The organism is Moraxella boevrei DSM 14165 (assembly GCF_000379845.1).
Taxonomy (GTDB): Bacteria; Pseudomonadota; Gammaproteobacteria; order Pseudomonadales; family Moraxellaceae; genus Faucicola; species Faucicola boevrei.
Map to the genome: position 1 here is coordinate 63,342 of NZ_KB903772.1, position 25,613 is coordinate 88,954.

Consider the following 25,613-nt stretch of genomic DNA (forward strand, 5'->3'; position numbering starts at 1 on the left):
TTATCAAATGTTACTAGTTTATTTTTGTTAGTGCGTTGTTAGCTTGTTGTTATTCTAAAAAAAATTATTAAAAATTTTAAGCAAATGTCCAATAAAATTGATAAAAAAAAGTTTGATAAAAACTGCTAAATTTTTTTGCAAATTGGTGCATTGTGTTTAGCGATTTTTGCCAAAGTATGCTAAGATAACCGCATTTTACAATTTAATTTTAATCTTTTAACTTTTTTTAAAAAGCGTGGTGCAAAATGACACAGGAAAATATAGAAATCAGCCTTGATAAAGAACAATTATTGGCACTTCGCCAAAAAATTGACAGCGTTGATGAACATATTCAACAGCTTATCAATGAACGTGCAGGCTATGCAGTAGAAGTGGCAAATATCAAAAAAAATCAAGAAGATAATCCGATTTTTTATCGCCCAGAGCGAGAAGCACAGGTATTAAAGGCGGTAATGGCAAGAAACGAAGGCGGTGCGATGCCGTCTGACAAAATGGCACGCCTGTTTCGTGAGATTATGTCAGCCTGCCTTGATTTAGAAGCCCCCCAAAAGGTCGCCTATCTTGGACCTGCTGGCACTTTTACCCACGCCGCCGCCCTAAAACACTTTGGCAAGGCAAGCACTACCGTGCCACTTGCCACCATTGGCGATGTGTTTCGTGAAGTGGAAGCAGGTTCTGCGATGTATGGCGTTGTGCCTGTGGAAAATTCATCAGAAGGCGTGGTCAATCACACCCTAGACGGCTTTTTGTCTTCTGATTTAAAAATCATTGGCGAAGTGGAATTACCCATTCATCATCAATTTTTGGTGGATAAACACACCAAAGTGGGGGCAATCTCCAAAATTTACGCCCACCAGCAAGCCCTAGCCCAATGCCGTCAATGGCTAGACACACATTATCCCAATGTAGAGCGTGTGGCAGTATCCAGTAACGGCGAAGCAGCAAGACGCATCAAAAGCGAATGGCATAGTGCCGCCATTGCAGGCGATGTGGCAGCCGCCGAATACGATTTACACAAACTCAATGAAAACATTGAAGACAACCCAAGTAATACCACACGCTTTTTGATTATTGGGCGTGAAAGCGTTGCCCCAAGCGGTCAAGACAAAACCTCAATTTTGGTATCTAGCCCAGACCGTGCAGGGGCATTGATTGATATTTTACAACCGCTTGCCAAACACAATGTCTCTATGACGAGCATTGAGACACGCCCCGAGCGACCCAACAAATGGGCGTATGTGTTTTTTATTGATATGGCAGGGCATATTGATGATGACAATTTGCAAAAAGCAATGGATGAAATTCGCCCCAATGTCAAAGACTTACGCATTTTGGGGTCATATCCTAAGGCGGTTTTGTGATATTAAAGTGAGATGTAAGATAAAAAATAATAACTAAAACGCTACACCTGTGGACTTTGGTATTTATGTTTTGGTATTTGCAAAAATATCTAAATTTAATTAAAAATATTTAAAATTAAGTATAAGAGAATGTTTAACAACACCCTAATCATTGGACTTGGCTTAATTGGTGGCAGTATTTTGCAAGGGATTATTGACAATCGCCTTGCCGATAATCTATACGCCATAGATTTTGATAAATCGGTGATTGATAATGCCATAGCCAACAAATTAATTACCAATGGCGATGATGATTTATCAAAATTGGCAAAGACAGGCGTATTAAAAGACTGCGACTGTATTATTATCGCTGTGCCTGCTTTTGCGGTTAAAACTATTTTGGATAAAATCAAAACCGCCATTAGCCAAAAATTATTACCGAGTGACATTATCATCAGCGACACCGCCAGCACCAAAGGCAATGTTTTAAAAGACGCTTTTGATATTTTTGGCGAATTACCGCCCAATTTGGTGCTTGCCCACCCCATTGCAGGGGCGGAAAAGTCGGGTTTTATGGCAAGAAATGGGGCGTTGTTTAAATCGCACAAACTCATCATTTGTCCGCACGATTTTAATCATCAAAATGCCGTTGATAAAATCGCCACGCTTTGGCAATCGCTTGGGGCGAGTGTGGATTTTATGAGCTGTGATAAACACGATGAGATTTTGGCATTGACCAGTCATTTGCCCCATTTGCTCTCCTATGCTTTGACTTATCAGCTTGCCAAAGACGATGAAAATTTGAACATTTTTCGCTATGCGGCAGGCGGATTTCGGGATTTTAGCCGTATTTCGGCAAGCAGTCCGATTATGTGGCACGACATTTTTTTGGCAAATAAAGAGGCGGTATTACAGGGGCTGGAAAATTATCAAGCGATTTTAAATCAATTAAAAACTGATATTGAAAATGATAACTCTGAAAAATTATTAGAAACTTTTGCAATTGCCAAAAACGCTCGGGAACATTTTGGGCGGTTGTTGGTGGAGAAAGAGAAGTTAAAGAATTTATAAAATGGTGCGTAAGGTGTGTGTATTACGCACCATTCATTTAATCTCTATCATTCACAACAGAATAAGCAAATTCACATAATTTTTCAAAATCTTGTTTTGCATTGGGCAAAGTCATAATGTCTGACGGAATAATATTAGCATTGATTGGCGAGCGGATATTTCTTTCCAATGATAATTCAATTACTTTAAACATTATAAATTCATTCAGCTCATTTCTACCAATAAAAAGATTGTGTGAATAATTAAACTTTGGGGCAAAAAATTGATGTGGATTTGTCGCTAATTCTTGCATTAAATCAGCGATTGCTCTTTGGTAATTCAGCTGTCTTTGATAACCAGAGAAATAAGCATAAATAAAATAAATTGCAATAATGGCAATTATCCAAAATAAGATTTCCATACATTTACCTTGATTTAATATGTTTTGAAAGACTTAGAGTGCTATTAACTTATGTGTCTTTGTTGTTTAAATTCATTGCAAAAAGATAACAATAAGGTTATATGATGACGAATAAATTTTGTTCTTTCATCTATTTTTAAATCTTTATCACTCCCTTTGCCTTCTCGTCTTAAATCGTGATAATAATCGTGTCTATTTTGACCAGCAGAACATTGTTCATTAAATATACTGTCGTGTATGGCAAAAAAATGATTATTATCTATCTTGTTTAAATGAAATGTTAAGCAAGAATGCGGATTGGACATAATATCTTGATAATTTTCTAGTGCGAATTTCATAAAATTTTCATACAATTCATAGTTTTCATAAGTGATAATATCTGGATTATTTCTTAATCTGTTATTTGAAATCATATTTTGAAAATATTTATCAATTAAAGGCAAATAGACTTTTTGTCTATTTTTAATTTTTTGTTTAACAATATTTATATTGTTGGGTGTGTTTGGTAGTGTGGATACTCTTAAAATAAATCCGCACCATCTATCAATGATAATTCTAACCATTTCTTGTTTTTGCTGACTTCCTTTTCCGTCTATCGTGGTGCCGTGAATAAAAACAATTAAAGTCAAATATGCACTTTCTACGCAAATAATATCTTTCCAAGCACTACGATAATTAGAATAAGGAAAATGAGTTTTTATTAAATTATGACTATCGCCAATAATATCTAGGGCTTTTTGTGCATCTCTTGCACTTGCGGTAGCATTTATCCAACAGAAAAATCCAACAATCGCAATAACAATAATTACCCAAATCATTATTTATTCCCCATAAAAATAGATAAGAATGCAATCAATGCCATAGAAATAATGGGTGCAATGATTGCTTGAGCAATGCCACCCACAAGACCCCAAGCGATAAACCACATTATCCCCTTGTCAAATCCTGTAACGCCAATCAAGTCCCACAAAACATAACCGCTACCCACCCATACGCCAATAGATGATAAGACGGTTGTCATAACCATTACGCCAGCCAATTTATCGTCATCATTCTGCATAAAAATCTCCAAAAAATTTTGAATTTCAACCATTATATGTTACAATAATTTATTTTATTTTTAAACCAACCTACACTTGTCATTTGACAACTGCGAGTGGTCTTTTGTTAAAAAATATGGGTATTTTTATGATAAATGTTGAAACCATTCGTGAGTTAAGAGAGCAAAACGACTGGACACAAGAGCAAATGGCGGAAAAATTAGGCATTACTAGAAATGGCTATGCCAAAATAGAAAGGGGCGAAAGTATGCCAAACTTAGAGCGGTTAAATGACATAGCGACTTTATTTGGTGTTGAAGTTACTGAATTATTGGATAATAAAAAATTTGTTTGTCAAATTAGTGAAAATCATAGCAATAATTATTATAATGGCGACCAATATTTAATTACCCAAATTGAGAAATTACAATTATCCCTTTCTTATAAAGATGAATTACTTGCTCAAAAAGATAAAGAAATTGAATTATTAAGAAAACTTTTGGATAAAGTTTAATATTTTAACAGTGCGTACTTTTTATTTAAAAGCAAGCACCTTGCCAAACAATTTTATAAACCATTTAACCAAATTAGGAAAACCCTATGAAATACCACATCACCCCCAGTACTACCTTTACAGGCACGCACAAAGTTGCCCCTGACAAATCCATTTCGCACCGCACCATTATGTTTGGCTCTTTGGCAAATGGCGTAACAAAAGTTAGCAACTTTTTGCAAGGTGAAGATGCGTTATCCACCTTACAAGCCTTTGCCGATATGGGCGTTAAGATTGAGCGAGACGGTGATAAAGTTACCATTTATGGCGTAGGTATCAATGGGCTGACTGCCCCAAAAAAACCCCTTGATATGGGCAATTCTGGTACGAGTATGCGACTTTTGGCAGGGATTTTGTCCGCTCAAAACTTTGATAGCACGATGATTGGCGATGAAAGTTTATCAAAACGCCCAATGGAGCGAGTGGCAAAGCCTTTACGCCAAATGGGGGCGGTAATCGCTACAACAGGCGAGCCTGGCACACCGCCCATTCATATTACAGGCGGTCAAAATTTGCACGCCATTTGTTATGAAATGCCAATGGCGTCCGCCCAAGTCAAATCCTGCCTGCTATTGGCAGGTCTTTGGGCAAAAGGCGAAACCGTGGTTTTTGAGCCTGAAACGACCCGAGACCACACCGAGCGAATGCTGACCGCCTTTGGCTATGATGTCAAGGTTACAAAATTGGAGCGTGGCAACCAAATCCGCCTAACAGGGGGCGGACAATTAACCGCTTGCGACATTGAAGTGCCAGCGGACATCTCTGCGGCGGCGTTTTTTATGGTAGCAGGATTGATTGCGTCTCGTGGAGATGTGGTGTTGCCAAAAGTTGGCATTAACCCCACTCGTACAGGCGTGATTGATATTTTACGCCTAATGGGGGCGGATATTTCTTTGCAAAATCAAACGCTTGTCGGTGGCGAACCTGTGGCTGACATTTGTGTCAAATCAAGCAAATTGCATGGCATTGATATACCGCTACACCTAGTCCCCCTTGCCATTGATGAATTTCCTGTGATTTTTGTGGCGGCCGCTTGTGCGACTGGCAAGACGATTTTGCGTGGCGCAGAAGAGCTAAGAGTTAAAGAATCCGACCGCATACAGGTAATGGCGGACGGTCTAAAAACGCTTGGCATTGATTGCACGGTGCTTGATGACGGTATTGAGATTGTTGGGCGTGGCGATGATGAGTTTGTGTTTGGCGGTGGGGAGATTCTCTCACACCACGACCATCGCATTGCGATGAGCTTTGCAGTGGCAAGCCTTAGAGCGTCTGATAAAATCGTAATAAATGGCGTGGAGACGGTGGCAACCAGTTTTCCTAATTTTGCCGAGCTTGTGCAAAAGGCGGGGCTTGGGTTGGAAGTGGTTAATGAAGTTTAATCACAAAATTATCCTTGATATGTTTGAATTTTTGGTCAAAGGTAAGTTTGACTGTATTGAGCTTGGGCAAAGTCAAGAATGGATTTTAAATAATTTTCCTGACCCTGATAATTATGACGGCAAATCATTATTAGGGTCTGAAATTTGGCAATATGGTAAATTTGAGTTTCATTTTTATGATAAAAAATTGGAACAGATATTTTCCGACCATTTTCAATCCGATTATTTGGGCAAAAAATTAAATGCAGGCGATGATTTTATTGTTAAGCCGTGGATTTTTAAAAACCCCAAAAAATTAACTTTGGATTTTGTCATTAGAAAATTTGTAAAATTAAACATTGATTTTCAAAAATGCACCACAAGTCATTCCATTGATTTGATTTTAAAAAGTGGGGTGAAATTAATTTTTCAAAATCCGAATGACAGTAAAAATAAAAATCCCAATCGTTATTTAATGACGGCTTTTGTGTTAAATTGATAAATCATTGCCTTAATTTTAATCTATTCAAAAATAAAAGTATAAAATAAAATGCAAACCAATCAACAAATTCTTTGGAAATATATGCGTGGTATGCGACATATGATTGCTCATGAGTATTTTGTGATGGTTTTTGAAACAGCGACCAAATCTATTCCTGCCTTGCAAGAACAAATCAAAATTTTAATAGGGCAGTCCAATGAGTAACATCACCACCGCCCCAAAAGGCATTGCTACCGCTTTATCCGCTTTTGTGATTTGGGGATTTTTTCCTTTATATTTTAAGCTGTTAAAAGAATACGATGCCACCGAAATTATCGGTCATCGCATTATTTGGACATTTGTTGTAATTTTGGTGGTGTTAATCCTTACTCGCCAATGGGCGTGGCTGTCTGTCATCCGTCAGCAGCCAAAATGGCTATTTTTTACCACCATATCAGGGGGAATTATCAGCCTAAACTGGCTCGTGTACGTGTGGGCGGTCAATCACGACCGCATTTTAGAAGCCAGTCTGGGTTACTACATTGGACCACTGGTTGGTGTTTTGTTGTCGCTTATCGTGTTAAAAGAACGCTTACGCCCGTTGCAGTGGTTGGCTGTTGGCTTTGCGACCATTGGCGTGCTGATACAGTTGGTGATGCTTGGCAAATTGCCATGGGTGTCGTTCGGTGTGGCACTTACTTTTTCGGTGTATGGGCTTATGCACCGTTACAATCCGATTAAGGCGTTAAACGCCATGTTTATCGAGACGGGCATGCTTGTGCCGATATTTTTGGCTTGGTTTGCCATGCACGACGTGGCGAGCAGTCAGTCATCGTTTTGGGTGTCAAGCGATATTTTTTTGTTGATGCTTGCCGGTCCAATTACACTTATTCCGCTACTTATGTATAATAAAGCGACAAAAATGGTGGCGTTTAGTTTGCTTAGTTTTATGAATTATTTAACGCCGAGCATCATCTTTTTTATGGCAATATTTTTGTATCACGAGCCGTTTAGCATGAGCAAACTGATTACTTTTGCCTTTATTTGGACAGGTTTGGCATTTTTTAGTTATGATTTGCTAAAAAGTCGGAAAAATTAAGAACCTGTATTCATAACGTTTTTGCAATGAAAAATGTGATAAATCGCCCGCTTTTCAAGGAAAAAACGCAGGTTGATAGTGATTCTATCAAGCAAGTTTTTGACGCAGAAAAGCAAGATTTAGCCAATTTTCATGCAAAAGCAAACTTTTATCCATTAATTTTACAGCAAATTTTAATTGCGTAAGGTTGTGAATACAGGTTCTAACAGCTTATACCCAAAATTTTCTTAAAAACCATAAAAAATCGCAAAAAGTTGCTAAAATTTGTTAAAATAGCGATTTATTTTCTTTGCTAATTTTGACAAATATGACCGACCGCAACGCCCCAAAACCTGACGATACCGAAATCGTGGACGACCTACAACCCAATCAGGACCCTGCCGAGCGTGATGCTCTTTGGCTTCGGTATTGGTATCCGTTATCGTTCGTGAGCAAGTTAGCAATTTTTGTAGTAGCGGGGCTATTGACGTTGTTGCTCACGATTTATTATGCGCTCGGTACGCCGTGGGGAACGCAATTTTTACTCAATGTGGTAGTGCAACAGACGGGGATTGGCCTAAAAGTCGGTGATGGCAATCTGCGTGACGGCTTGTGGTTGTATGACATTCACATTTCACCAAAAAAGCAAAGCCAAAAAGCCGATGCCAATCAAATTGAAGTCAATGTGGATAAAGCCTTTGTCAAAGTGGGCTGGCGTGCCTTGTTAACCAAAGAAGTGCATCTGCGAGAAGCCAATGTTGGCAAGGTGATTATCACCAACCACAAAGCCCCAAGCACCGAAAATAAACCTTTTCAATACGAACGCATCACCTTGCCTGTCAATTTGACCTTGGACGATGTCAAGGTGGATTTGGTGCGTTATCAACAGCACACCCAAGAACACCGCACCGACTTTTTAAACATCGATTTTAAACAAGCGGATATCCAAGATTTTACTTGGTTTGACAGCTTGATAAACGTCAAATCTGCCAAATTAGGTTACAATGAATTATTAACCATCGATAAATTATCAGGTAAGATAGATTTACAAAATGATTATCCGATGGACGCCAATGCCACGGTAACGATTCATGCGTTAACCAAAGCCCATTTTGACAAAATTGATGGACAATTGTCAGGTAGTTTAAAATCGTTGACCGCCAAAGTGCAAAGCCGTTACAATCATTCGGCGATTTTAGGCACGATTATTGCTCAACCCTTGGTGGATAAAGCCCCATTTGATGCCAAATTGACGTGGAAAGATGCGTTGTTGCCCTATGCCAGTGAGCAGGGTATTCACCTAAAAAATGGCGAACTGATTGCCAAAGGCGTCACCGATGATATTGATATCGTGCTAAACACCGAGCTGACCGCCAAAGATATGCCGAATGGACATTATCAAGGGCGTGCCAATACAGACGGTAATCGGTTAAATATCAATGAGTTAATCGCAACTTTGCCCGAAGGTCAGCTCGTTAGTCGTGGGGTGATTGATTGGGAAAATCGGCTGAATATTTCGCTGATGAATACCGCCAATGGCTTTGCTATTCGCAAACTTTTGCCGACTACTATCGCACCGTATGCTCCAACGAGCTTGAACGGTAAATTGGCGGTGGTATATGACGTGGCGACCGATAGCGAGCCGATGAGCGTGCGTGCCAACTTACGCCAACAAGATGGCGAAGTGGTCAATGCGGTGGTGCGTCAAGCCAATGGCGACAACACACCGTATCATATTACGGCAAATTGGCAAAATCTGGTGCGTCATAATGTGCCTGATATCGGCGAAATTGATAGCCCAAGTGGCGGTGCCAAAGTGGTGTATCAAGGTACGAGTAACACGCAAAAAACGGACAAACTGCAAGTAACCGCCAATGCTAACATTGCTAAACTAAATATCGCCCCAACAGGCAATTATCAAGTTAATCTTGATAAAGTTGGTGAAAAAATCACCTTTAACCACCTTGATTATCAAGGCGTTGCAGGACAATTAACAGGCAAAGGGGCGTTAAATCTTGCGACTAATAGACAGCCGATGACGTGGCAAATTGATGCCAAAGCCCAAGATTTTAACGCCAATCGCGTGATTGACAGCGTGCCATTTTCAGGCTTGACAGGGACGGTAATGGCGAATGGTAGCTTACAAAAGTTGGCAAATAACACCACTCGCCATAACATTAAGATTAGCGATGTCAATATGCTTGGCGATATGCTCGCTTCTAACAGTTTGACAAACAGCCAACAAAAATCTATTATTAGCAAAAAACGCCTAAATCTAACAGGCACAGGCAATACGGTGGTGGATGTTAAAAGTGATGCAAAAGGCACGCAATTACAGCATTTCACTGCCAAATTTGACGGCGGTTTGGATATGCCAAATGTGCCAAAAGGTAAATTTCAGCTAGATATTGCAGGTAATGCCAAACAGTTATCGGTGAATAAATTTATTCACCAAGGCGATACAGGTGGCATTGATGCGACAGGCAAATTGGATTTGACTCAAGGTATTGGTTGGCAAGTTAACGCCAAATTGCAAAATTTTGATGCCAGTTATTTTGCCCCAAATTTGCCAAGTCAATTAACAGGCTCGCTAGATAGTGATGGTTTTTGGCGAGATACCGCCCAATTGGTTAATATTCGTAACATGAATATTAAAGGAAGTTTAAAAAATCAGAATTTAACCGCAACAGGTACCCTATTAGCCAAATTAAACTTACCAAAGAATTTAGAAAAACTGCAACAAATTTTTAACAAAAGCGTGCAAAATCAATCGGTTAATTCGGTACGTCAAGTGGTAGGAAGTTTAAAAGCTGATAATTTGTTAGTACAATGGGGTAATAATAAAATTACCGCCACAGGCAACGAACAACAGCTTGTTACCAGTGTGGATATTAGCACGTTAAATCAGCTCGTTCCACAACTGCAAGGCATGGTGCGGGGTGGCATCGTACTTCATCAACCGCAACAGCAAGCTTTGCCAAATGTGATGGTGGATTTGTTCGGACGCAATGTCAGCGTGCCAAATTTTCGGGTGCTTGATGCGAGTATGAAAGGTAATTTGGTTAATCTTGCCCATTCGCCAAGCCAATTAAAATTAACTGCCACAGGCTTAAATATCGCCAATCAGCCGTTGCGAGCGTTGCAATTACAATTTGACGGTACGCAAGCTCAGCATCGTCTTGATGTGAAAACCGAAAGCGTGCGTGGCAATGTGCAAGCCACGTTAAAAGGCGGTATGGACTTGCAAAAACACACTTGGCAAGGCGTGCTTGGTAATGGGCAAATTGGCACAAAATACGCCAAATTGCAACAAGTACAGCCCACGCAAATGCGATTAAACTGGCAAAATCCCCAAGTAGAATTGGCATCGCATTGTTGGCAAATGGCAGGGCAAAAAGGGCGGTTGTGTTTCAATGATAATTTAAGTGCTTCTAAACAGCAAGGTAAATTTAACTTAAGCGTAAAAGACATTGACAGCCAAATTTTTGCAGTGATTTTGCCGAATGATATCGCTTGGTCAGGCAGATTAAACGGCTCGGCATTGATAAATTGGCAAAAAAATCGCCAACCCAACGTGAACGCCAGTTTTTATTCGGACAATGGTACACTTGGCACCGCACCACAGTCGGCGGACGAAGTGGCGACCACCTTGGCGTATCAGCGTATCAGCGTGATTGCCCGTTCTACTGCAGACGGCTTAAAACTGCGGGCGGATTTAAAAACCGCTAATAATGCAGGGGATGGCTATTTTGATGCGGTGATTAACCCTTATCAAGCCCAAAAACCGATTGACGGCACGCTGGTGTTTCAACAGGTGAATTTGGCGGTGTTAAAACCATTTTTCCCTGCATTTGAGCGGTTAACAGGTACAGGCTTGGTGGCGGGGAAAGTCAACGGCACGTTAACACAGCCAAAGTTTGTTGGTGATATTGAAATCCAAGATGCGTCATTGGCAGTAACAGGCTTGCCAATGCGAATGGACAAAATTAACGTGTTAGGCTCGGTGAACGGCAATCAAGCCATGCTAGATGGTGATTTTATCACTGCAGGTGACGGTAAAGGCAACATCACAGGTACGGTGGACTGGGTCGGTGAATTGCAAGCCCAATTAAAATTGCAAGGCGAAAATTTACAAATCAGCCAACCGCCATTAGTAACTGCTAAAGTGAACCCAATGTTTGATGTGATTGTGCGTCCGAACCGCCGATATGTTAAAGTCGTGGGTGTGGTGGATATTCCAGAAGCGACCATTCGTCCGCCAGAAGCCAGCGAAGATGTGGTGACAAAATCTGCCGATGTGAATGTGATTGACAGACGTTTGGCAGGGCAAATTGACGAAGTACTGCGAGTAACTACACCGTGGGCGATTGATGCTGATATTGGTGTGGACTTGGGCAAAGATGTGGAATTTCAAGGATTTGGGGCAAAATTACCGTTGGCAGGGGCGTTGCATTTAACCCAACGTGGGCAAGGCAGTTTGCAAGCTCGTGGTGTGGTGCAAGTTGCCAAACGTTCAAAAGTGGAAGTATTTGGACAAAACTTGGACTTGAATTTTGCCCAAATTCGCTTTAACGGTGCGGTGAGCAATCCTATGCTAAATATGCAAGCCACCAAAGAAATTCAAGGCACGCAAGTTGGCGTGAAAGTTACCAATAATGTGAGCAAGCCAAACATTGTGGTATTTAACAATGGCGGACTGACCGAACAACAAGCGATGAATGCGTTGGTAACGGGTAGCCTAAACAATAATAGTGGACAAAATACCAGTGAACAAGACTTTAGAGCACGGGTAAATAACACCTTGGCGGCCGCAGGCTTGAGTTTTGGTTTAAGTACGACACGTGGCTTAACCAATGAAATTGGGCGAGCGTTTGGCTTGCAAAGTTTGACCCTAGATGCGAGTGGCACAGGGAGCGATACGCTTGTGAGTATCACAGGTTATATCACCCCCGATTTGTTAATACGCTATGGGGTGGGTGTATTTACCGCACAGCCTGAGTTGAGTATGCGTTATCAATTGACGAGACGCTTATATATTGAAGGCAAATCAGCAGTGAATAATGCCGTAGACTTAATCTATAGCTGGCGGTATTAATATTAAAAATATGGAAATAATGTGGAAAAATAAAACCAACAAAGCTAAGTTATTGGTTTTATTGATAAAAATTGGTGGAGACGGCGGATAATGAAATGATAGCATAAACCATTGATAAATATAACAAAAACTACCAATGGTTTGTACTGTGTGTTTATTGTGTGTTTTCAACAAGCTCACCATTTTGCACTTGTTGAACTGTCGGTTCAACAGTTTCATGTGTTCAATACAAGCGATTGCCTTTTTTTCGCTGTGGCGGAATGTTTTCTAAGTAGTATTTTTTAAAGGTATTTCGGCTAATTTCAAGTTCTTTTGCAAAATCCACGATACTAAACCATTTCATCATTTTTACCTCTCTTAATTCATCATCAAGATTTTATATTTTAAATGCCATTTTAATTTTAGATAATTTAACCATTTTTGGTAAAATTTATTAAAAATAAAGTGGTAATGTTCAACACTGGGCGTGATTGCTTTTTGTAACATTTTTAGCTTTAAATCGTCATTCATGTTAAACTTCCCTTAAAAGTTTGGTGGCGTGTAGTCGGTTATGACGTTCGGCATCGTCCATTACGTCCTGATAATGCTTGAAGTCAAAGACTTTTTGGCATTCGTTCGGACGTGTGGCAAATAGTTTGATGCGGTTTTCATCCATTTGTACAGTGTAGTTATGGGTAATGCCTTCGGCTGTCCAAACTGGTTTTGTTTTATCCCAAACTAAGGGGCGGATTGTGTATTGTTTCATCTTTTTACGCCTTTGCTGGTTGTGGTAGGCGTTGCCAATGGGTTACAAACGCTTGAATTGAAAAACTTTCTTTTTTATCGTATTTACTGGCTAACAATGGGTTGTAATACCCAATTTCTTGAAAATATCCTCGGTTATAAGGCTCGCAAAATAACAAAACTTTTTCAAATTCTTTTGGCAATCTTTTATCAATGCGAACCCAACCGTTATTTTGGATTTCTTTAATTGGCATTTTTTAACTCCGATTTTGCAAATATTGATTAACTTGATGTCTTATTGTGTTGCTATATTCCTCGCCAAATTTATATATTTCATAGACAAAAGCGTGTAAAAATTGCTCAACACCAAATAAGGCTAATTCTCTACTTAATGCGTTCAAAATTTCATTACGAAAGCCTATTTTTTGGGCGATATAATTAAGTTTTTCTGTATCAAGTTTTGATAAGTGATTTAAGATATCATTTGGTGTTAAATCATCCAAATATTCAGCGATGTCTATATCTACTGCAATGATTGGCATAATTAAACTCCTTATTTAAAATTTTGCAAGGCATTTTGTTTGCCTTGCAAGGGTGGATTACAGTGCATTAAAGTGTTCGTCAAGTTTGTTATCAATTATGATAAAACGCTCTTCGCTCAATTTCTCTCTATTGTCGTACAGCTCTTGTCGCATTTCTTCTGCATTTTCTAAGGTGGTTTGGGGGATTTTTTCTAGTAGATTGTTAAAAATCACTTCGCTACGTACCAATATGGGCAACACCACCAAAGCCCAAATGCAACAATTGGGCTTACGACCAACGATTAAGCTATACGAGCCTGAAAACATTATTAACTGGCGTGTAGAAAATATTAACAATCAAGCCAAATTAACCCTTGTGGTTATCCGTGAAAGCTATATCAAAAAAGATGACGGTTTTAAAGCTGAATATGGCGAGCAATTAACCGTGTTACGCTTACAAAACGGTGTTGCGACTAGCGAAATTTACCAAAAAGACGGTATTTGGCGGTCAATGGCAAAGGCGGTGATTACCGATAGCACAGGCAAGGCATTTGACACTTTGCCCTTTACCTTTTTTGGGGCGGACGATAATGATGAAACGCTTGACGATGCCCCACTTTATGATTTGGCGGTGTTAAATTTAGCCCATTATCGCAATAGTGCCGACTATGAAGAAAGTAATTTTATCGCAGGACAACCGACTTTATTTATTACAGGTTTGACCGAAAGTTGGTATCACGATGTCATAAAAGACGGTAACCCCATTCGTTTAGGGTCAAGAAGTGCCAATTTATTGGGTAGTGGCTCAAATGCGTTTTTATTGCAGGCGACTGCCAATAGCGGTTTGCGTGAAGCCATGACGGATAAAAAAGAACAAATGATTGCACTTGGTGCAAAACTTGTTGAACCAAATAATATCAATAAAACCGCCACACAAGCCCAATCGGACAATGCTAGCGAAGCAGTATTTTATCCACATTGGCAAACAATCTATCCGATGCGTACAGTTTGGCATTAAATTTTTGTGCAAGATTTACAGGCGTGGAGCAAAATTGTGTATTTACCTTAAATACTCGCTTTATGACCAATAAAATGACCGCCGATGAACGCAGGCAGTTAATTAGCGAATGGCAATCAGGGGCGATTAGTTTTGCAGAAATGCGAGACAAGTTAATTAAAGATGAAATTGCTAGCGTAGAAGATGTTGATGAAATTCGTGCAACGATTGAAAGCGAATTGCAGGGATATGATTTAAATGAAAAACTTAATCAATCTTGAACGCTTTAAACAATCACTTATCAATGATTTTGGCAAAACTTTAAAAGCGGTTGATGATTATTTGCAAAAGGCGGTATTTAACCGTGAAGTTAAAAGCCTTAATCAGCGTGAGATTAAACAGATTTTGACAAATGCTGATAAAGAATTGTAATCTTTATTTGCCACTTATATGGACGGCTTAAAAACAAATTGGCGTGGTTTGTTTTATTATCACTACCAAAAGCAAAGCGATGACGCCTACACACGCTTTAAAAAAAGCTAAACTCGCCAAAATCTTTAACCGTCTATGCCGATAAAGTGTTTGCCAAGCCGTTAAATTTGACCGCCAATGTGGGCGTAACATTAGATGAACTGACCAAATCATTTAGTAAGAATGAGAGTGAACGGCTTATCCGTGCCATTGGTTTTGCTCACATGGACGGTTTAACCAATGATAAATTAATCCAAATGATAAGGGGGTCAAAGGCAAATCATTTTAAAGACGGTATTTTGTCCACCACAAGCCGAAACGCCCAAACAATCGCTCGCACAGGCACAGCGATTATGGCAAGTGAAGCTAAACAAGCGTTTATTAACCAAAACCGTGATATTATCAAAGGCATAAAGGTAAATGCCAGATTGGATAGAAGAACTTGTTTGGTGGCAGGTACACTTATTGATACACCAACAGGCAGACGACCCATTGAGCAAATTCAAAAGGGCGAATTGGTTTTTGGTGGCAGTGGCAAGGTACGAGAAGTTACAGCAACGCTTAGAAGTTACAAAAACAGACTTTGTAAAGTAACGCTAAGTAACGGTGAAACAATCGTTTGTACGCAAGACCACCGATGGTGGAATGGTAACGAATGGATTGAAGCTAAGGATTTGAAAATAGGTGATTTTTTACCAAGAACATTGTAAAAAATGCTATAATAAATAAAACCAATAAGGTGGTGGAACACCCTACTGGCTTCTAACCAAAACTGATAGAGTGAGTATCAAAAATGGCTAAACAATATTATACCTGTCATACTTGTAACAATCAATTTGTTTCTTACAGCCCTAAGAAATTTTGCGGAATAGACTGTTACAGAGTCTTTCAAAAAACACCTGAATATAAAACAAACTTTACCGAAGTAAGGACAAAACATAGAACATCTTGTACTAATTGTGGTACAGAAGTCTTAGGTAGGAAGTCTACCAAACGCAATGGCGAGAAAGCGGATAACAAATTTTGTAATCGTAAATGCTATGATGAATATCGCACAAAATTACAACAACAAGTAGTTGGACAATGTCAAAATTGTGGCAATAACTTGTTGCTTGGTAAACACCAAAAGAATGCCAAATTTTGTTGCATAGAGTGCCGACTGATGAGCAAAAGACCAAAACCGACACATTGCGTTAATTGTGGCGTATGGTTTACCACAATCAAAATCCATAAAAAGAAAGGTGGCGGTGTTAGACTTTCAGGGTGTTCAAGTACAAAAACATGTAGTAATGAATGCTTAAATGAATTTTATCGTACTAATGAAGCTAGAAAAGAAAAAATCAGTCAGGCATTTATGGGTAGCAAACACCCCAACTGGCAAGGTGGTGCAAGTCATACCAAAGTTGATTATAGGGGAAGTAATTGGCAACGCCTTAGGAAGCAAGTAATGAAAAGAGATAACTATACATGTTGTCATTGTGGCATTACTCAAAAAGAGCAGTTGGCACGTTACGGTCGTGACTTTTCTGTTAATCATATTATCCCATTTCATCAATACGGCAATACTGTAATTGCTAATAAACTAAGCAACTTAGAAACGCTTTGTGATAGTTGCCACACTAAGGCGGATTGGAAGTACAGAAAAGAAAATCCGATACAAGGGGTATTAAATTTTGGTAGAAGTGGTTAATGTAGAATTTATTGAACTTGATGAATCTGTGGCGGTTTATGATATTGAAATCCCAATAGATAAATCATTTCAATGTGGGGGAGTTGTATTGCATAACTCCCCCATTTGCCGTCATCTTGACCACCAGTTTATGCCGATAGATAAGGCAAAATATCCGCCCTATCATTTTAATTGTCGGTCTGGTTTTGAGATTGTATTTGACGGTTACCAAAGCCCAAAACATAGGGCGAGTGAGTTTGGCGTAACGGAGAATGTCAGTTATTATGAGTGGCTTAAAAAACAAGATAGCGATTATCAAGACGGTATTTTAGGTAAAACTCGTGGGCGATTATTCCGTGAAAGTGGCATGAGTGCAGAAAAGTTTAAGCAATTACAGCTAGATAAAAACTTTACCCCTTTAACGCTTGATGAGATGAGACAAATTGAGCCTTTCGGGTTTGAAAAGGTGTTTGGTGCTGTGTTAAAATTAGACAATACAAAAGATAGAGTATTGTCTATGACACGCACCGATTGGGGGGATTTACCCAATACCATTATTGATAGAAAACTTGGCGATGCGACCAGTCATTTGCTTTATGAACAAGCCAAAGCTGGCGATGTGATTAGTGCTTATGCACTAGCACAAGATTTGGTCAGTGATGAGGCAATTAAAAAATTAAAAGACCTAATTGGCAACAAAGTAGTTGTTTTTGCCCCTGTTCACGCCGAAGAAAGTACAGGACGAAATATGATACCTGTGGCTGTAGCAACGGTTTTGGCAAAGAAGATTGGTGGACAAGTAGATTTAAATGTTGTGCAAGCGGTCAAAGTTTCTCGCACAGGGGGCGATGGTTGGCACAGATTGGCAAATCCACCATTTTTTGACGGTAGCATACCAAAGGGTAATTATGTTACAATGGTTGATGATACCCAAACACAAGGCGGTACGCTTGCTTCATTTAAGGGTCATATTGAACAAAGCGAGGCAACCGTTATTGGGGCGTATGCCTTGACTGGTAAGCAATATTCAGCACAACTACGACTTGACAGCGATACTTTAACCACTTTGAGAGAAAAATATGCAACACTTGAACCATTCTGGCAACAAACATTCGGCTATGACTTCTCAAAACTTACCGAGTGGGAAGCCAAATTCATCATCAATTCAGGTAAAAGCATTAACGAAGTCCGAGATAGAATCCTTGCGTCAAAGCAAAATTAACGCCTACAAGCAAATGATTGCAATGTAGTTCACGCTTTAATCTTTAATCCCAAGCCCCTTTGCAAGGGGTTTTTTTACGCCCCCATGTTGGGGCTTTTTTCATGCCTAGTAGGCAAAACGGAGAGCATAGTAATGACGACCGAACAAAACAACGAAAACACCAACACTGACAACAACGAGCTTGAAACACTAAAAGCCGAAATAGACCGTTTGCGAAAGCACAACGAAACGCTACTTGGCGAAAAAAAGCCGAAACCGAAAAACGCAAAGCCGAACAAGCCGAAAAAGACAAGCAAGCCGAAGAAATCGCTCGTAAAAAAGGCGATTTTGAAACGCTAGAAAAACAGTATTTACAAAAGATTGCTGATCTAGAGCAAAAAATTAGCGATATAGAAAAACAACGTGATACCGACTTAGTAAAGTCTGAAGCGTTAAAACTAGCCAGCCGTTTATCGGACAATGAACACAACCAAGCGATTTTACAAATGTTGCTTGAAAAGCGTTTAACCGCCGATAACGGACAAATCAAGGTCACAGATGATAGCGGTGCTATGACGATTAATAGCCTTGATGATTTATACAAAGAATTTAGTACAAGCGGTAAGTTTGATAGTTTGATTGTTGGTACTCGTGCTAGTGGCACAGGGGCAACAGGTCAAAACAGCAAATCTGCCAATGACTACACAGAAGCCGAGCGGGTCGCTTTGGCAACTTCCAATCCAACTTTATTTAATCAATTATTTATGGAGCAATAATGCCAAAACTTAGCGAAGTTTTTAACAAAAATGTGGTGTTGTCTTATCAAGTGAAAGACAACCTACAAAAATCCAAGTTTTATGAATCAGGGGCGTTCGTGTCAGACCCACGATTACGCCCCTTATTAAATAGTGGCTCAAAAACCTTTGAAGTGCCATTTATCCACCCCGTTGACGGCAACCTTGAAGCCAACTATGGCAACACCATAATGACGGACATTGCCATGCCACGCACCATTAGTGCAAGCAAATCCAAAGGGCGGATTGCCTTTTTAAACGAAGGCTTTATTGAAAGTCGCTTAGAAACTTATTTAACAAATAAAAGCCCACTACAAGAAATCGCCAAAATGCTAGATAACTTTTGGCTTACCCAAATGGAAAACCGAGCCATTGCCACTTTGTTTGGTTTGATGAATTATGACCATACCAACGGTAAAAAATTGACCCACGATATCAGTAAATCCACCGCTGATGAGACCTCAGGTTTTGATGTCAATGCCTTTATTGATGCCGAAGGGTCAATGAATGACATTCATCAAGGGCGTGGGGTGATGATTGTTCACCCCATGATTGCCACCAAAATGCGTAAACAGCGACTTGTGGAGCGTGTAACCACCGCCGATGATTTAAAACCGATTGAAGTTTACAACGGTCGCACAGTCATTCAATCTAGCAAAGGCACGATGATTGGCACAGGCAAAAATACCAAGTATGTGTCGTATCTGTTAGGTGCTGGTGCGTTTGCCACTGACATGGTAACCGCTTATGATGACTTAGAGCTAGAACGCACGGCAAATACAGGCAACGGTGCAGGTCATACCACGCTTTGGACACGCCGTAATGCCTTAATCCACCCACAAGGGTTTAGCTTTATCGCCGAAGATAGCACCTTGACAGGTGGGACAAAAAATGAAGCATTATCCGCCAGTTGGACGGATTTACAAAATGGGGCAAATTGGCGTATGGACAACACCGCTGATGAAACCGCCATTCGCTTTTTAATCACCAATCTATAAGGAGTAAATCATGGGATTACCCAAAGATAAAGTTAAACCTGCTTTTAACTACACTTATCCGTCTGAAAAAGATTATTTTGATGACAGTAAAAGTGCAGTAGGTGCAATGAAAGCCACCGATGAAGCCAAATCAGGGGCGGATTATGGCATCACAGACCCGCAAAAGACAGAAGCCTTGACAGGCAAAACTTCTGAGACAGGGAATGGGGCTTAATCATAATAGCTTAATCGTAGTGGCTAATCATAATGATAACGACATGAAATGATAATCAGCGTGTCGTTATCATAAGCGTACACTAGGCGGTTGGTATCATCAATTCGCCTAGACCAATAGCCTGCCAAATCATGTTTTAACGGTTCAGGCTTGCCAATGCCGTCAAAAGGGGAACGCAAGCAGTCTTTGATTAGGGCATTAATGCGTTTTAGGGTTTTTTTATCTTGATTTTGCCAGTATAAATAATCATCCCAAGCATTATCTGTCCAACTAATCATCAATTAAATCCCTTTGTATGGTTTTTTGTTGTTGATATTGGGCAATGCCTTGGCGTAATCGTTTGGCATTGGCGTGACTTGCCAATAAATAATCGGTTTCGTTTAATGCGTTGTAGGTGTCAAGGCTAATGACAACAGCACATGATTTACCCCGTTTGATAAGTACAGGGGCGTGATTTTGTTCTACATAATCTAACGCACTTGCCAAGTTTTGGCGAAATTCACTAAATCCTAAGACTTGCATAACAAGCTCCTTTTTATAATTTAAGTACTTAATATTGTACGATTTTAATTAGGATAATGCAAGGTGATTTTTATGCTTTATTTAACAGATATAAAAAGCGTTTTTACCGACCAAAATGACAGCGAACAACAGCGGATTTACTCATCGTAAATGCTTATTTGACGGCGAGAATAAAACGCACCTTCGATGATGTGCCAGAGGCGATAAAACAAGCAGGCATTGAATTGGCACAAGGCTTTATCAAAGGCGAAATCTTGCAAGGTCGCACCGAAAGCGTGGTTACGAGCAAATCGGTCAAAGCAGGCGATGTGTCAAGCAGTAAAACTTTTTCCAGCCATGAAAAAGACAAAGCCATGGGACAACATGAAATGATTGCGTTGCTACTCATTGAGCCATTTATTGCCAAATTTTTAGGATTGGCAAATTTGCCAGTGATTAGGGGCTAAAATGGGGCTAAATCAAGAAATCAGTCATGATATTGCCAATGCTTTTGATACTGACCTTGCAGATGTTGTTACAGCTTTTACCGCCATTCGCAGGATTAAAACTGATGATGATTGGCTAGAAAATGGCAATAACCACAGCGAAACCACCTATCAAGGGCGTGGCGTGTTTGGCAATTTTCATCAAAGTGAGATTGACGGACAAAGTATTTTGATAACTGATATTAAGCTAATTTGTTTGCAAAAAGAAATAAACGATACGCCAGCCATAGATGATATTGTCAATGGTTATCAGGTGGTGGCGGTGCAAAAAGACCCTGCCAATGTTAGCTTTACGGTGCAATTAAGAAAGGTTTAATATGCAATGGATAACACCGCCTGATTTATTTGCCAATGTGGTAGAAGAAGATTTTGAGCGTAAATATCGTGGCTTGATTATTACCATTTACAATAATTTGGTGGCATTAAGCCCTGTATCAACAGGGCGTTATAAAAACAATCATCATATCAGTTTTAACGCTCCAAGTTACGCCGTTGATGTTGGTAATGTTGGCATACAGCTACCACCGCAAGGCACTTTCCCAACGGTATATATACAAAATAATTTGCCCTATGGGTTAAGGCTTGAACAGGGGCATTCAAATCAAGCCCCAACAGGGGTGTATCAAAATGCGTTTAATCATGCGATTAGGAGTTTTTCATGAATAGTTTAACCATTGAAAAAATCATCATGTCGCATTTATTGACCTTGCCAAACTTTGACAAAAGCAAAGTGGCTAGGGTCAATCACAATTTTACACCGCCTGTAACTGGCGTTTGGTATCGTGTCAATATCACAGGTGGCGTCAATACGGTAGCGTGTATCAACGATACGCCATGTACTCGTGAAATTGGCACGCTGATTATCCAATATTTGGCCGTGAAAATACAGGCACGGCAAAGATTAAACAAGCGTGTGATGAATTGGAGCCATTTTGCCTATTTTTCACAAGAGAATTTAGAATTATTAACGCCTAGCATTATATTTGTGGGCGTGGATAATGGGTTTTGTCAATACAATGTGAGTGTACCTTATTGGTATAATTAACCATTTTTTTATTTAAAGGAGAGCTTATGTCTCGTGGTAACAAAGTCGTACTATCGTACGCACCGCAAACCGATGTGGCAATTAAACCATTAACAGGTTGGAAAACCTTGCCAAGAAAATCGGATAGTCTCAACCATACGGTAGAATTGACCGACAGCGAAACGATAAACGATAGCCGTATCAAAACCGCAGGTATGCCAACCTCCGCCAACGCAGAAGGCGATGTGGAAGTAGAATTTATCAAATCGGTTTATGATGATTTACTAGAAGCGGTGGCGTTTAATGCGTGGAAAACCAATGTTTTAACCTTTGACGGTAATGTTCAAAAATTGTTCGCCATTGAGAAAAAATACGGCGATATTGGACAATACCATTATTTTAAAGGCATGGCGGTCAATAAATTTAGCTTATCCATTCCTGAAAGTGGTTTTATCGGTATGGCTTTGGCTTTATGGGGGCAGGCTATGAAACGGCAACCACCGCTTTTGCCACATCGCCAACTGTATCAAAAACCGAGCCAAAAGCAAGCACCATTAGCGTTGAAAGTGTTACCATTGACGGCGAAAATTTAAAAGGCATTGCGTGCGTTACCGAGTTTAATTTTGAGCTTGACAATGGTATGGAACGCCAAAACTGTATCGGCTCAGGGCTGTATGGGGCAAAAAATTTAGAGATGATGGCGAATATGACAGGCAGTTTAACGCTGGCGTATAGCCAAAAAGCCCAAAGTATCGTCAATAAACAATTAACAGGGGCAACCATTGCCATTACTGCGGTGATTGCCTTTACGGACGGCTCAAAATATACCCTAAATATCCCAAAAGTCCAAATCAGTGGCGATATTCCGAGCGGTGGGGCAAATGAAATTTTAAAAGCCCAGTTAAATTATACGGTGGTGGAGATTGCACCGACTTTAACACGCACAATCGTGTAAAAGGCGAAAACATAAAAAACCCAACTATTTGCAGTAGTTGGGTTTTTTATTTTGTTCACAGACAAAGAGTTTAGCACTCATGGGCGTATTGATGTTTTTTGTGGCAATCGCCTTTGTTTGGAAACTACCTGACATCATTTTAGCCATTAAATCTTAGGAGCAAATCATAGCATTTATTTTAAAGAAAAACGATTTAACTAATTTACACAAACAAACCACCCAAGAATTTAGCTTTAATGATGAGTTAAAAATTACCTTTAAATCGCTTGCCAATCCCAAATTTCAAAGGGCGTATGGCATTATCCAGCAAAAAACTGGGACTGATGTACCATTAAACGCAGATACGATTGCCAATATCAATGATGATGAATTGACGGCTGATGAAGCGTTATTATTTGCGGTGGGCGAGCATTTGGTCGCTGATTGGAATGTGAAAGATGAACATGGTGAAAAATTGCCGATTAATGGCGATAATTTTGTGTTATTGACCGCCAATGTTGATGACCCAATGGCATTTTTTTATTGGTGTATGGAATGTAGTGGACAGATTGCCAAAGAGGTTGCCGAGCAAAATGACATCACCAAAAAAAAGCCGTCCAAAGGTGGCAATGGCAAAACCAGTACAAGCATTTAACAGACTTTGAAAAACAAGTTTATGCTTATTTAGGTGAACCAATACCGCCATTGCCTGATTGTGATGATGTTGGGCTTGCCATTATCCATATATTTTATTTGGCGAGCCGAAGTCGTAGGTATATTGGCGGTATGGCAACAATACCTTTACCTTTAACGGTGCAGGATATTTCAGAAGTTTTGGCGGTATATCCTGTGCTCGCCAGCCGTGAGCTTGTTGATGAGACGGTGTTTGCCATTGATGATATTTGGCTTGATGGGTGGGGCAGGTTGCAGGATAATTTGTCATAATGCCAATTTTAGGCTACAATGGTTAAAAGTCAAAATTAGGTAAAAGTTATGTTAATTGAATTGTCCCAATTACCGCAAATCATTCAAGAACAAATTTTAACTGCCAAAGCGGATAATACCCTACAAATTGTGCAAAATGGGCAAGTGATTAAACAGTACACCGCCCAAGATGATGAACAGGCTTATTATGATTGGTTTTATGAACATTTTGACATTGAACGCATGAAAGAAGCCATTGGCGAAACAGAAGAAAACGGACAAGCCAAAGGGCAAGAAGTACCAAAATGGGCGTTAGCGGATTTGGCAAGTTTTGATAGATGGCTTGCAGGTGCAAAGTCGTGAAAGTGATTTTGTCTGATAAATTTCAAGAGCATTTACCTAAGTTTGATGATAAAAAACGGCAAGCCGTGATGGATTTTGTTGCTTATGTTAGTGTGAATGGTTTAAAAAATCTAGCAGGGCGTAATAAATCATCAATCCCTGTCAATCCGCATACCAAAAAACAGCGAGAAAATGCCAAATATGCTCAAAAATATTGCCTTTGGCATTACCATATTGGTATACCTGAATATGTGGGCGAACATGGTGATATGACCAGTGAGTATGTACTGCATTATCAACGCTTTAATGATAGGATTGTGATTGTAGATTTAACTACTCACCCACCATTTGCATTACCAAGTTTAGATAATTTAAAAGTTTAAAAAATGATAATTGAACCGCTCATTAAAAAATGGGCGGTTTTTTATTGGAAAAAAGAAAATGACCGAACAAACTTCACGCCTGAGTATTGTAGTAGATACCACCAACGCCCAGCAACGACTAGCCCAATTTCGCCAAAGTTTACGCCAAACATCGGACAGTAGCAATCTTGCAGGGCGTGGCATGGGGCAGTTATCCACGCAAGCCCAAAATCTAGGCAATAGCCTTGCCATGGGCGTGGGCGGAAAATCTGCCACCGAGCAAGCGTCTGCCCTATTACAACTGGGGCAAGCCATGCAATCAGGGGTTCTGCAAGGTGATGAATTTCGCTCACTGGCTGAAAATGCCCCCATTATGCTGGATTTAATTGCCGAAAAACTGGGTAAAACGCGTGGACAAGTGCGTAAAATGGCAGGTGAAGGCAAAATCACCGCCCAAGTGGTGTACGATAGTTTATCAGGGGCAACGGATAAACTACAAGCCATGTTTGACAAAATGCCTGTTACCATGAGCCAAGCCTTTGGCGTGGTAAAAAATAACTACAATGTCTTTGTGGATAATTTTATCAATAAAACCACAGGGCTGTCAGGTGCGGTGGCAAAGGGTTTAATTGGTATTTCTAATCATTTTGAGACCATTGCCAAGGTTGCCATAGCAGGGACTGGGTTGGCATTGGTGGGATTGGCAAGTAAGGTTACTTTAACCACAACCGCTTTTACTGTAGTGGTCAAGTTTAATTAGACAGCTTTTAAGAGATTTTGGTTAAAAAACTGATTTTCTTTCTCAACAGGTGTTAAATAATCATTAAAGCTATGTGGTCTAACTTGACAGTAATAACCTAAAATATAACTCGCTACATCGACTCTTGCTTGAGATAAATCGTCATAGCCTTTCTTGGGCATCCATTCTGTTTTAAAGCTCCTAAAGAACCGCTCGGTTGGAGCATTATCCCAACAATTACCACGTCTGCTCATACTATGCTTCATGCCTTTAC

Annotated in this window: 37 protein-coding genes and 2 pseudogenes; 29 read left to right on the forward strand and 10 right to left on the reverse strand. The window is 39.9% G+C overall.

The genetic code is table 11. The annotated features are described in order from the left end of the window. Positions 1-245: 245 nt before the first annotated feature. Together pheA and A3G3_RS0102415 are read left to right on the forward strand one after the other, a co-directional pair. Positions 246-1,361, forward strand: coding sequence for a prephenate dehydratase (pheA, locus tag A3G3_RS0102410; RefSeq protein WP_019518954.1), 1,116 nt, complete (start codon positions 246-248; stop codon positions 1,359-1,361). Positions 1,362-1,490: 129 nt separating this feature from the next. After that, entirely contained in the window at positions 1,491-2,411 is a 921-nt protein-coding gene (locus A3G3_RS0102415) for a prephenate dehydrogenase/arogenate dehydrogenase family protein (RefSeq protein ID WP_019518955.1), read from the forward strand. A 37-nt stretch (positions 2,412-2,448) separates the two neighbouring features. Here A3G3_RS0102415 and A3G3_RS0102420 read toward each other — a convergent pair whose 3' ends face one another. The 3 genes from A3G3_RS0102420 to A3G3_RS0102430 are packed head-to-tail and all read right to left on the reverse strand — an operon-like array spanning position 2,449 to position 3,871. Next, positions 2,449-2,811: a hypothetical protein gene (locus A3G3_RS0102420; protein WP_019518956.1), complete on the reverse strand. Its 363-nt coding sequence runs from the start codon at positions 2,809-2,811 to the stop codon at positions 2,449-2,451. A gap of 44 nt (positions 2,812-2,855) precedes the next feature. After that, a complete protein-coding gene (locus A3G3_RS0102425) occupies positions 2,856-3,629 on the reverse strand; it encodes a hypothetical protein (protein WP_019518957.1) in 774 nt (257 codons plus the stop codon). Then, entirely contained in the window at positions 3,629-3,871 is a 243-nt protein-coding gene (locus A3G3_RS0102430) for a hypothetical protein (RefSeq protein ID WP_019518958.1), read from the reverse strand. Before A3G3_RS0102430 ends, A3G3_RS0102425 begins: the two co-directional genes overlap by 1 nt. A 128-nt stretch (positions 3,872-3,999) precedes the next feature. Between A3G3_RS0102430 and A3G3_RS0102435 the strand changes: the two genes are divergently transcribed. The 7 genes and pseudogenes from A3G3_RS0102435 (at position 4,000) to A3G3_RS0102465 (ending at position 12,419) form a co-directional block, all read left to right on the forward strand. Further along, positions 4,000-4,365 carry a helix-turn-helix domain-containing protein gene (locus A3G3_RS0102435; RefSeq protein ID WP_019518959.1) on the forward strand — a complete coding sequence of 122 codons (366 nt, stop codon included), beginning with the start codon at positions 4,000-4,002 and terminating at the stop codon, positions 4,363-4,365. A gap of 113 nt (positions 4,366-4,478) precedes the next feature. Further along, a pseudogene (aroA, locus tag A3G3_RS0102440) lies at positions 4,479-5,786 on the forward strand (3-phosphoshikimate 1-carboxyvinyltransferase); the annotation flags it as partial. Continuing rightward, positions 5,776-6,264 (forward strand): hypothetical protein, encoded by a 489-nt coding sequence (locus A3G3_RS13005; protein ID WP_019518961.1) that lies wholly within the window; start codon positions 5,776-5,778, stop codon positions 6,262-6,264. The pseudogene aroA and the gene A3G3_RS13005, both read left to right, overlap by 11 nt. Before the next feature lie 51 nt (positions 6,265-6,315). After that, complete coding sequence (locus tag A3G3_RS14445) at positions 6,316-6,471, forward strand: HepT-like ribonuclease domain-containing protein (protein WP_156802076.1); 156 nt, start codon at positions 6,316-6,318, stop codon at positions 6,469-6,471. Then, the gene (gene rarD / locus A3G3_RS0102455) at positions 6,464-7,345 is read left to right on the forward strand and encodes an EamA family transporter RarD (protein ID WP_019518963.1); all 882 of its coding nucleotides are present in this window, start codon (positions 6,464-6,466) and stop codon (positions 7,343-7,345) included. The genes A3G3_RS14445 and rarD overlap by 8 nt, the downstream gene beginning before the upstream one ends. Positions 7,346-7,380: 35 nt before the next feature. Continuing rightward, entirely contained in the window at positions 7,381-7,530 is a 150-nt protein-coding gene (locus A3G3_RS14585) for a hypothetical protein (protein ID WP_169333191.1), read from the forward strand. 122 nt (positions 7,531-7,652) lie between these two features. After that, the gene (locus A3G3_RS0102465; RefSeq protein WP_019518965.1) at positions 7,653-12,419 is read left to right on the forward strand and encodes a translocation/assembly module TamB domain-containing protein; all 4,767 of its coding nucleotides are present in this window, start codon (positions 7,653-7,655) and stop codon (positions 12,417-12,419) included. Positions 12,420-12,930: 511 nt separating this feature from the next. On the opposite strand, the gene A3G3_RS0102480 is transcribed toward A3G3_RS0102465, so the two are convergent. The 4 genes from A3G3_RS0102480 to A3G3_RS14590 are packed head-to-tail and all read right to left on the reverse strand — an operon-like array spanning position 12,931 to position 13,924. Next, positions 12,931-13,164 (reverse strand): hypothetical protein, encoded by a 234-nt coding sequence (locus tag A3G3_RS0102480; protein WP_019518968.1) that lies wholly within the window; start codon positions 13,162-13,164, stop codon positions 12,931-12,933. A gap of 4 nt (positions 13,165-13,168) precedes the next feature. Next, positions 13,169-13,396 carry a DUF551 domain-containing protein gene (locus A3G3_RS0102485; protein WP_019518969.1) on the reverse strand — a complete coding sequence of 76 codons (228 nt, stop codon included), beginning with the start codon at positions 13,394-13,396 and terminating at the stop codon, positions 13,169-13,171. A gap of 3 nt (positions 13,397-13,399) precedes the next feature. Then, positions 13,400-13,684 (reverse strand): hypothetical protein, encoded by a 285-nt coding sequence (locus tag A3G3_RS0102490; RefSeq protein WP_019518970.1) that lies wholly within the window; start codon positions 13,682-13,684, stop codon positions 13,400-13,402. 57 nt (positions 13,685-13,741) lie between these two features. Continuing rightward, complete coding sequence (locus tag A3G3_RS14590) at positions 13,742-13,924, reverse strand: hypothetical protein (RefSeq protein WP_169333192.1); 183 nt, start codon at positions 13,922-13,924, stop codon at positions 13,742-13,744. Between A3G3_RS14590 and A3G3_RS13010 the strand changes: the two genes are divergently transcribed. The 10 genes from A3G3_RS13010 to A3G3_RS0102540 all read left to right on the forward strand — a co-directional run bounded on the left by A3G3_RS13010 (position 13,914) and on the right by A3G3_RS0102540 (position 20,007). Next, positions 13,914-14,681 (forward strand): DUF4055 domain-containing protein, encoded by a 768-nt coding sequence (locus tag A3G3_RS13010; protein ID WP_051076910.1) that lies wholly within the window; start codon positions 13,914-13,916, stop codon positions 14,679-14,681. The genes A3G3_RS14590 and A3G3_RS13010 overlap by 11 nt on opposite strands. Continuing rightward, on the forward strand, positions 14,672-14,941 hold the full coding sequence (locus A3G3_RS13910) for a hypothetical protein (RefSeq protein ID WP_051076911.1): 270 nt from the start codon (positions 14,672-14,674) through the stop codon (positions 14,939-14,941). The genes A3G3_RS13010 and A3G3_RS13910 overlap by 10 nt, the downstream gene beginning before the upstream one ends. After that, complete coding sequence (locus A3G3_RS14450; protein ID WP_156802078.1) at positions 14,919-15,092, forward strand: hypothetical protein; 174 nt, start codon at positions 14,919-14,921, stop codon at positions 15,090-15,092. The genes A3G3_RS13910 and A3G3_RS14450 overlap by 23 nt, the downstream gene beginning before the upstream one ends. Positions 15,093-15,238: 146 nt before the next feature. After that, entirely contained in the window at positions 15,239-15,841 is a 603-nt protein-coding gene (locus A3G3_RS13915) for a Hint domain-containing protein (RefSeq protein ID WP_026212802.1), read from the forward strand. A gap of 83 nt (positions 15,842-15,924) precedes the next feature. Beyond that, the gene (locus A3G3_RS0102515; RefSeq protein ID WP_019518973.1) at positions 15,925-16,821 is read left to right on the forward strand and encodes an HNH endonuclease; all 897 of its coding nucleotides are present in this window, start codon (positions 15,925-15,927) and stop codon (positions 16,819-16,821) included. Next, positions 16,805-18,022 (forward strand): phosphoribosyltransferase, encoded by a 1,218-nt coding sequence (locus A3G3_RS14700; RefSeq protein ID WP_228702699.1) that lies wholly within the window; start codon positions 16,805-16,807, stop codon positions 18,020-18,022. The genes A3G3_RS0102515 and A3G3_RS14700 overlap by 17 nt, the downstream gene beginning before the upstream one ends. 132 nt (positions 18,023-18,154) lie before the next feature. Beyond that, complete coding sequence (locus A3G3_RS0102525) at positions 18,155-18,361, forward strand: hypothetical protein (protein ID WP_019518975.1); 207 nt, start codon at positions 18,155-18,157, stop codon at positions 18,359-18,361. 146 nt (positions 18,362-18,507) lie between these two features. Continuing rightward, positions 18,508-18,777: a hypothetical protein gene (locus A3G3_RS13020; RefSeq protein ID WP_019518976.1), complete on the forward strand. Its 270-nt coding sequence runs from the start codon at positions 18,508-18,510 to the stop codon at positions 18,775-18,777. Next, positions 18,777-19,793 carry a hypothetical protein gene (locus A3G3_RS0102535; RefSeq protein WP_019518977.1) on the forward strand — a complete coding sequence of 339 codons (1,017 nt, stop codon included), beginning with the start codon at positions 18,777-18,779 and terminating at the stop codon, positions 19,791-19,793. The genes A3G3_RS13020 and A3G3_RS0102535 overlap by 1 nt, the downstream gene beginning before the upstream one ends. Positions 19,794-19,803: 10 nt before the next feature. After that, entirely contained in the window at positions 19,804-20,007 is a 204-nt protein-coding gene (locus A3G3_RS0102540) for a hypothetical protein (protein WP_019518978.1), read from the forward strand. A gap of 23 nt (positions 20,008-20,030) precedes the next feature. On the opposite strand, the gene A3G3_RS0102545 is transcribed toward A3G3_RS0102540, so the two are convergent. After that, positions 20,031-20,285, reverse strand: a complete 255-nt coding sequence (locus tag A3G3_RS0102545; protein WP_019518979.1) for a Txe/YoeB family addiction module toxin — start codon at positions 20,283-20,285, stop codon at positions 20,031-20,033. Further along, complete coding sequence (locus A3G3_RS0102550) at positions 20,278-20,529, reverse strand: type II toxin-antitoxin system Phd/YefM family antitoxin (protein ID WP_019518980.1); 252 nt, start codon at positions 20,527-20,529, stop codon at positions 20,278-20,280. Before A3G3_RS0102550 ends, A3G3_RS0102545 begins: the two co-directional genes overlap by 8 nt. Positions 20,530-20,687: 158 nt before the next feature. Between A3G3_RS0102550 and A3G3_RS13025 the strand changes: the two genes are divergently transcribed. From A3G3_RS13025 to A3G3_RS0102600, 10 genes and pseudogenes are all read left to right on the forward strand, one after another. After that, positions 20,688-20,975, forward strand: a complete 288-nt coding sequence (locus tag A3G3_RS13025; protein WP_019518981.1) for a head-tail connector protein — start codon at positions 20,688-20,690, stop codon at positions 20,973-20,975. A gap of 1 nt (position 20,976) precedes the next feature. Next, positions 20,977-21,330: a hypothetical protein gene (locus A3G3_RS0102560; protein ID WP_019518982.1), complete on the forward strand. Its 354-nt coding sequence runs from the start codon at positions 20,977-20,979 to the stop codon at positions 21,328-21,330. A 1-nt stretch (position 21,331) separates the two neighbouring features. After that, positions 21,332-21,676, forward strand: coding sequence for a hypothetical protein (locus A3G3_RS0102565; RefSeq protein WP_019518983.1), 345 nt, complete (start codon positions 21,332-21,334; stop codon positions 21,674-21,676). After that, positions 21,673-22,059: a hypothetical protein gene (locus A3G3_RS13030; protein ID WP_019518984.1), complete on the forward strand. Its 387-nt coding sequence runs from the start codon at positions 21,673-21,675 to the stop codon at positions 22,057-22,059. The genes A3G3_RS0102565 and A3G3_RS13030 overlap by 4 nt, the downstream gene beginning before the upstream one ends. A 26-nt stretch (positions 22,060-22,085) precedes the next feature. Beyond that, positions 22,086-22,993: pseudogene (locus A3G3_RS14705) on the forward strand (phage tail tube protein). A gap of 370 nt (positions 22,994-23,363) precedes the next feature. After that, positions 23,364-23,627, forward strand: a complete 264-nt coding sequence (locus tag A3G3_RS0102580) for a hypothetical protein (RefSeq protein WP_019518985.1) — start codon at positions 23,364-23,366, stop codon at positions 23,625-23,627. A gap of 50 nt (positions 23,628-23,677) precedes the next feature. Further along, complete coding sequence (locus A3G3_RS13040) at positions 23,678-23,917, forward strand: hypothetical protein (protein ID WP_019518986.1); 240 nt, start codon at positions 23,678-23,680, stop codon at positions 23,915-23,917. 48 nt (positions 23,918-23,965) lie between these two features. Next, complete coding sequence (locus A3G3_RS0102590) at positions 23,966-24,259, forward strand: hypothetical protein (protein WP_019518987.1); 294 nt, start codon at positions 23,966-23,968, stop codon at positions 24,257-24,259. Further along, a complete protein-coding gene (locus A3G3_RS0102595; protein ID WP_019518988.1) occupies positions 24,256-24,621 on the forward strand; it encodes a hypothetical protein in 366 nt (121 codons plus the stop codon). The genes A3G3_RS0102590 and A3G3_RS0102595 overlap by 4 nt, the downstream gene beginning before the upstream one ends. A gap of 58 nt (positions 24,622-24,679) precedes the next feature. Next, positions 24,680-25,360: a tape measure protein gene (locus A3G3_RS0102600; protein WP_019518989.1), complete on the forward strand. Its 681-nt coding sequence runs from the start codon at positions 24,680-24,682 to the stop codon at positions 25,358-25,360. On the opposite strand, the gene A3G3_RS0102605 is transcribed toward A3G3_RS0102600, so the two are convergent. After that, the coding region (locus A3G3_RS0102605) for an integrase core domain-containing protein (RefSeq protein WP_019518990.1) at positions 25,357-25,613 on the reverse strand (257 nt) is incomplete at its 5' end. The two genes, A3G3_RS0102600 and A3G3_RS0102605, sit on opposite strands and share 4 nt — an antisense overlap.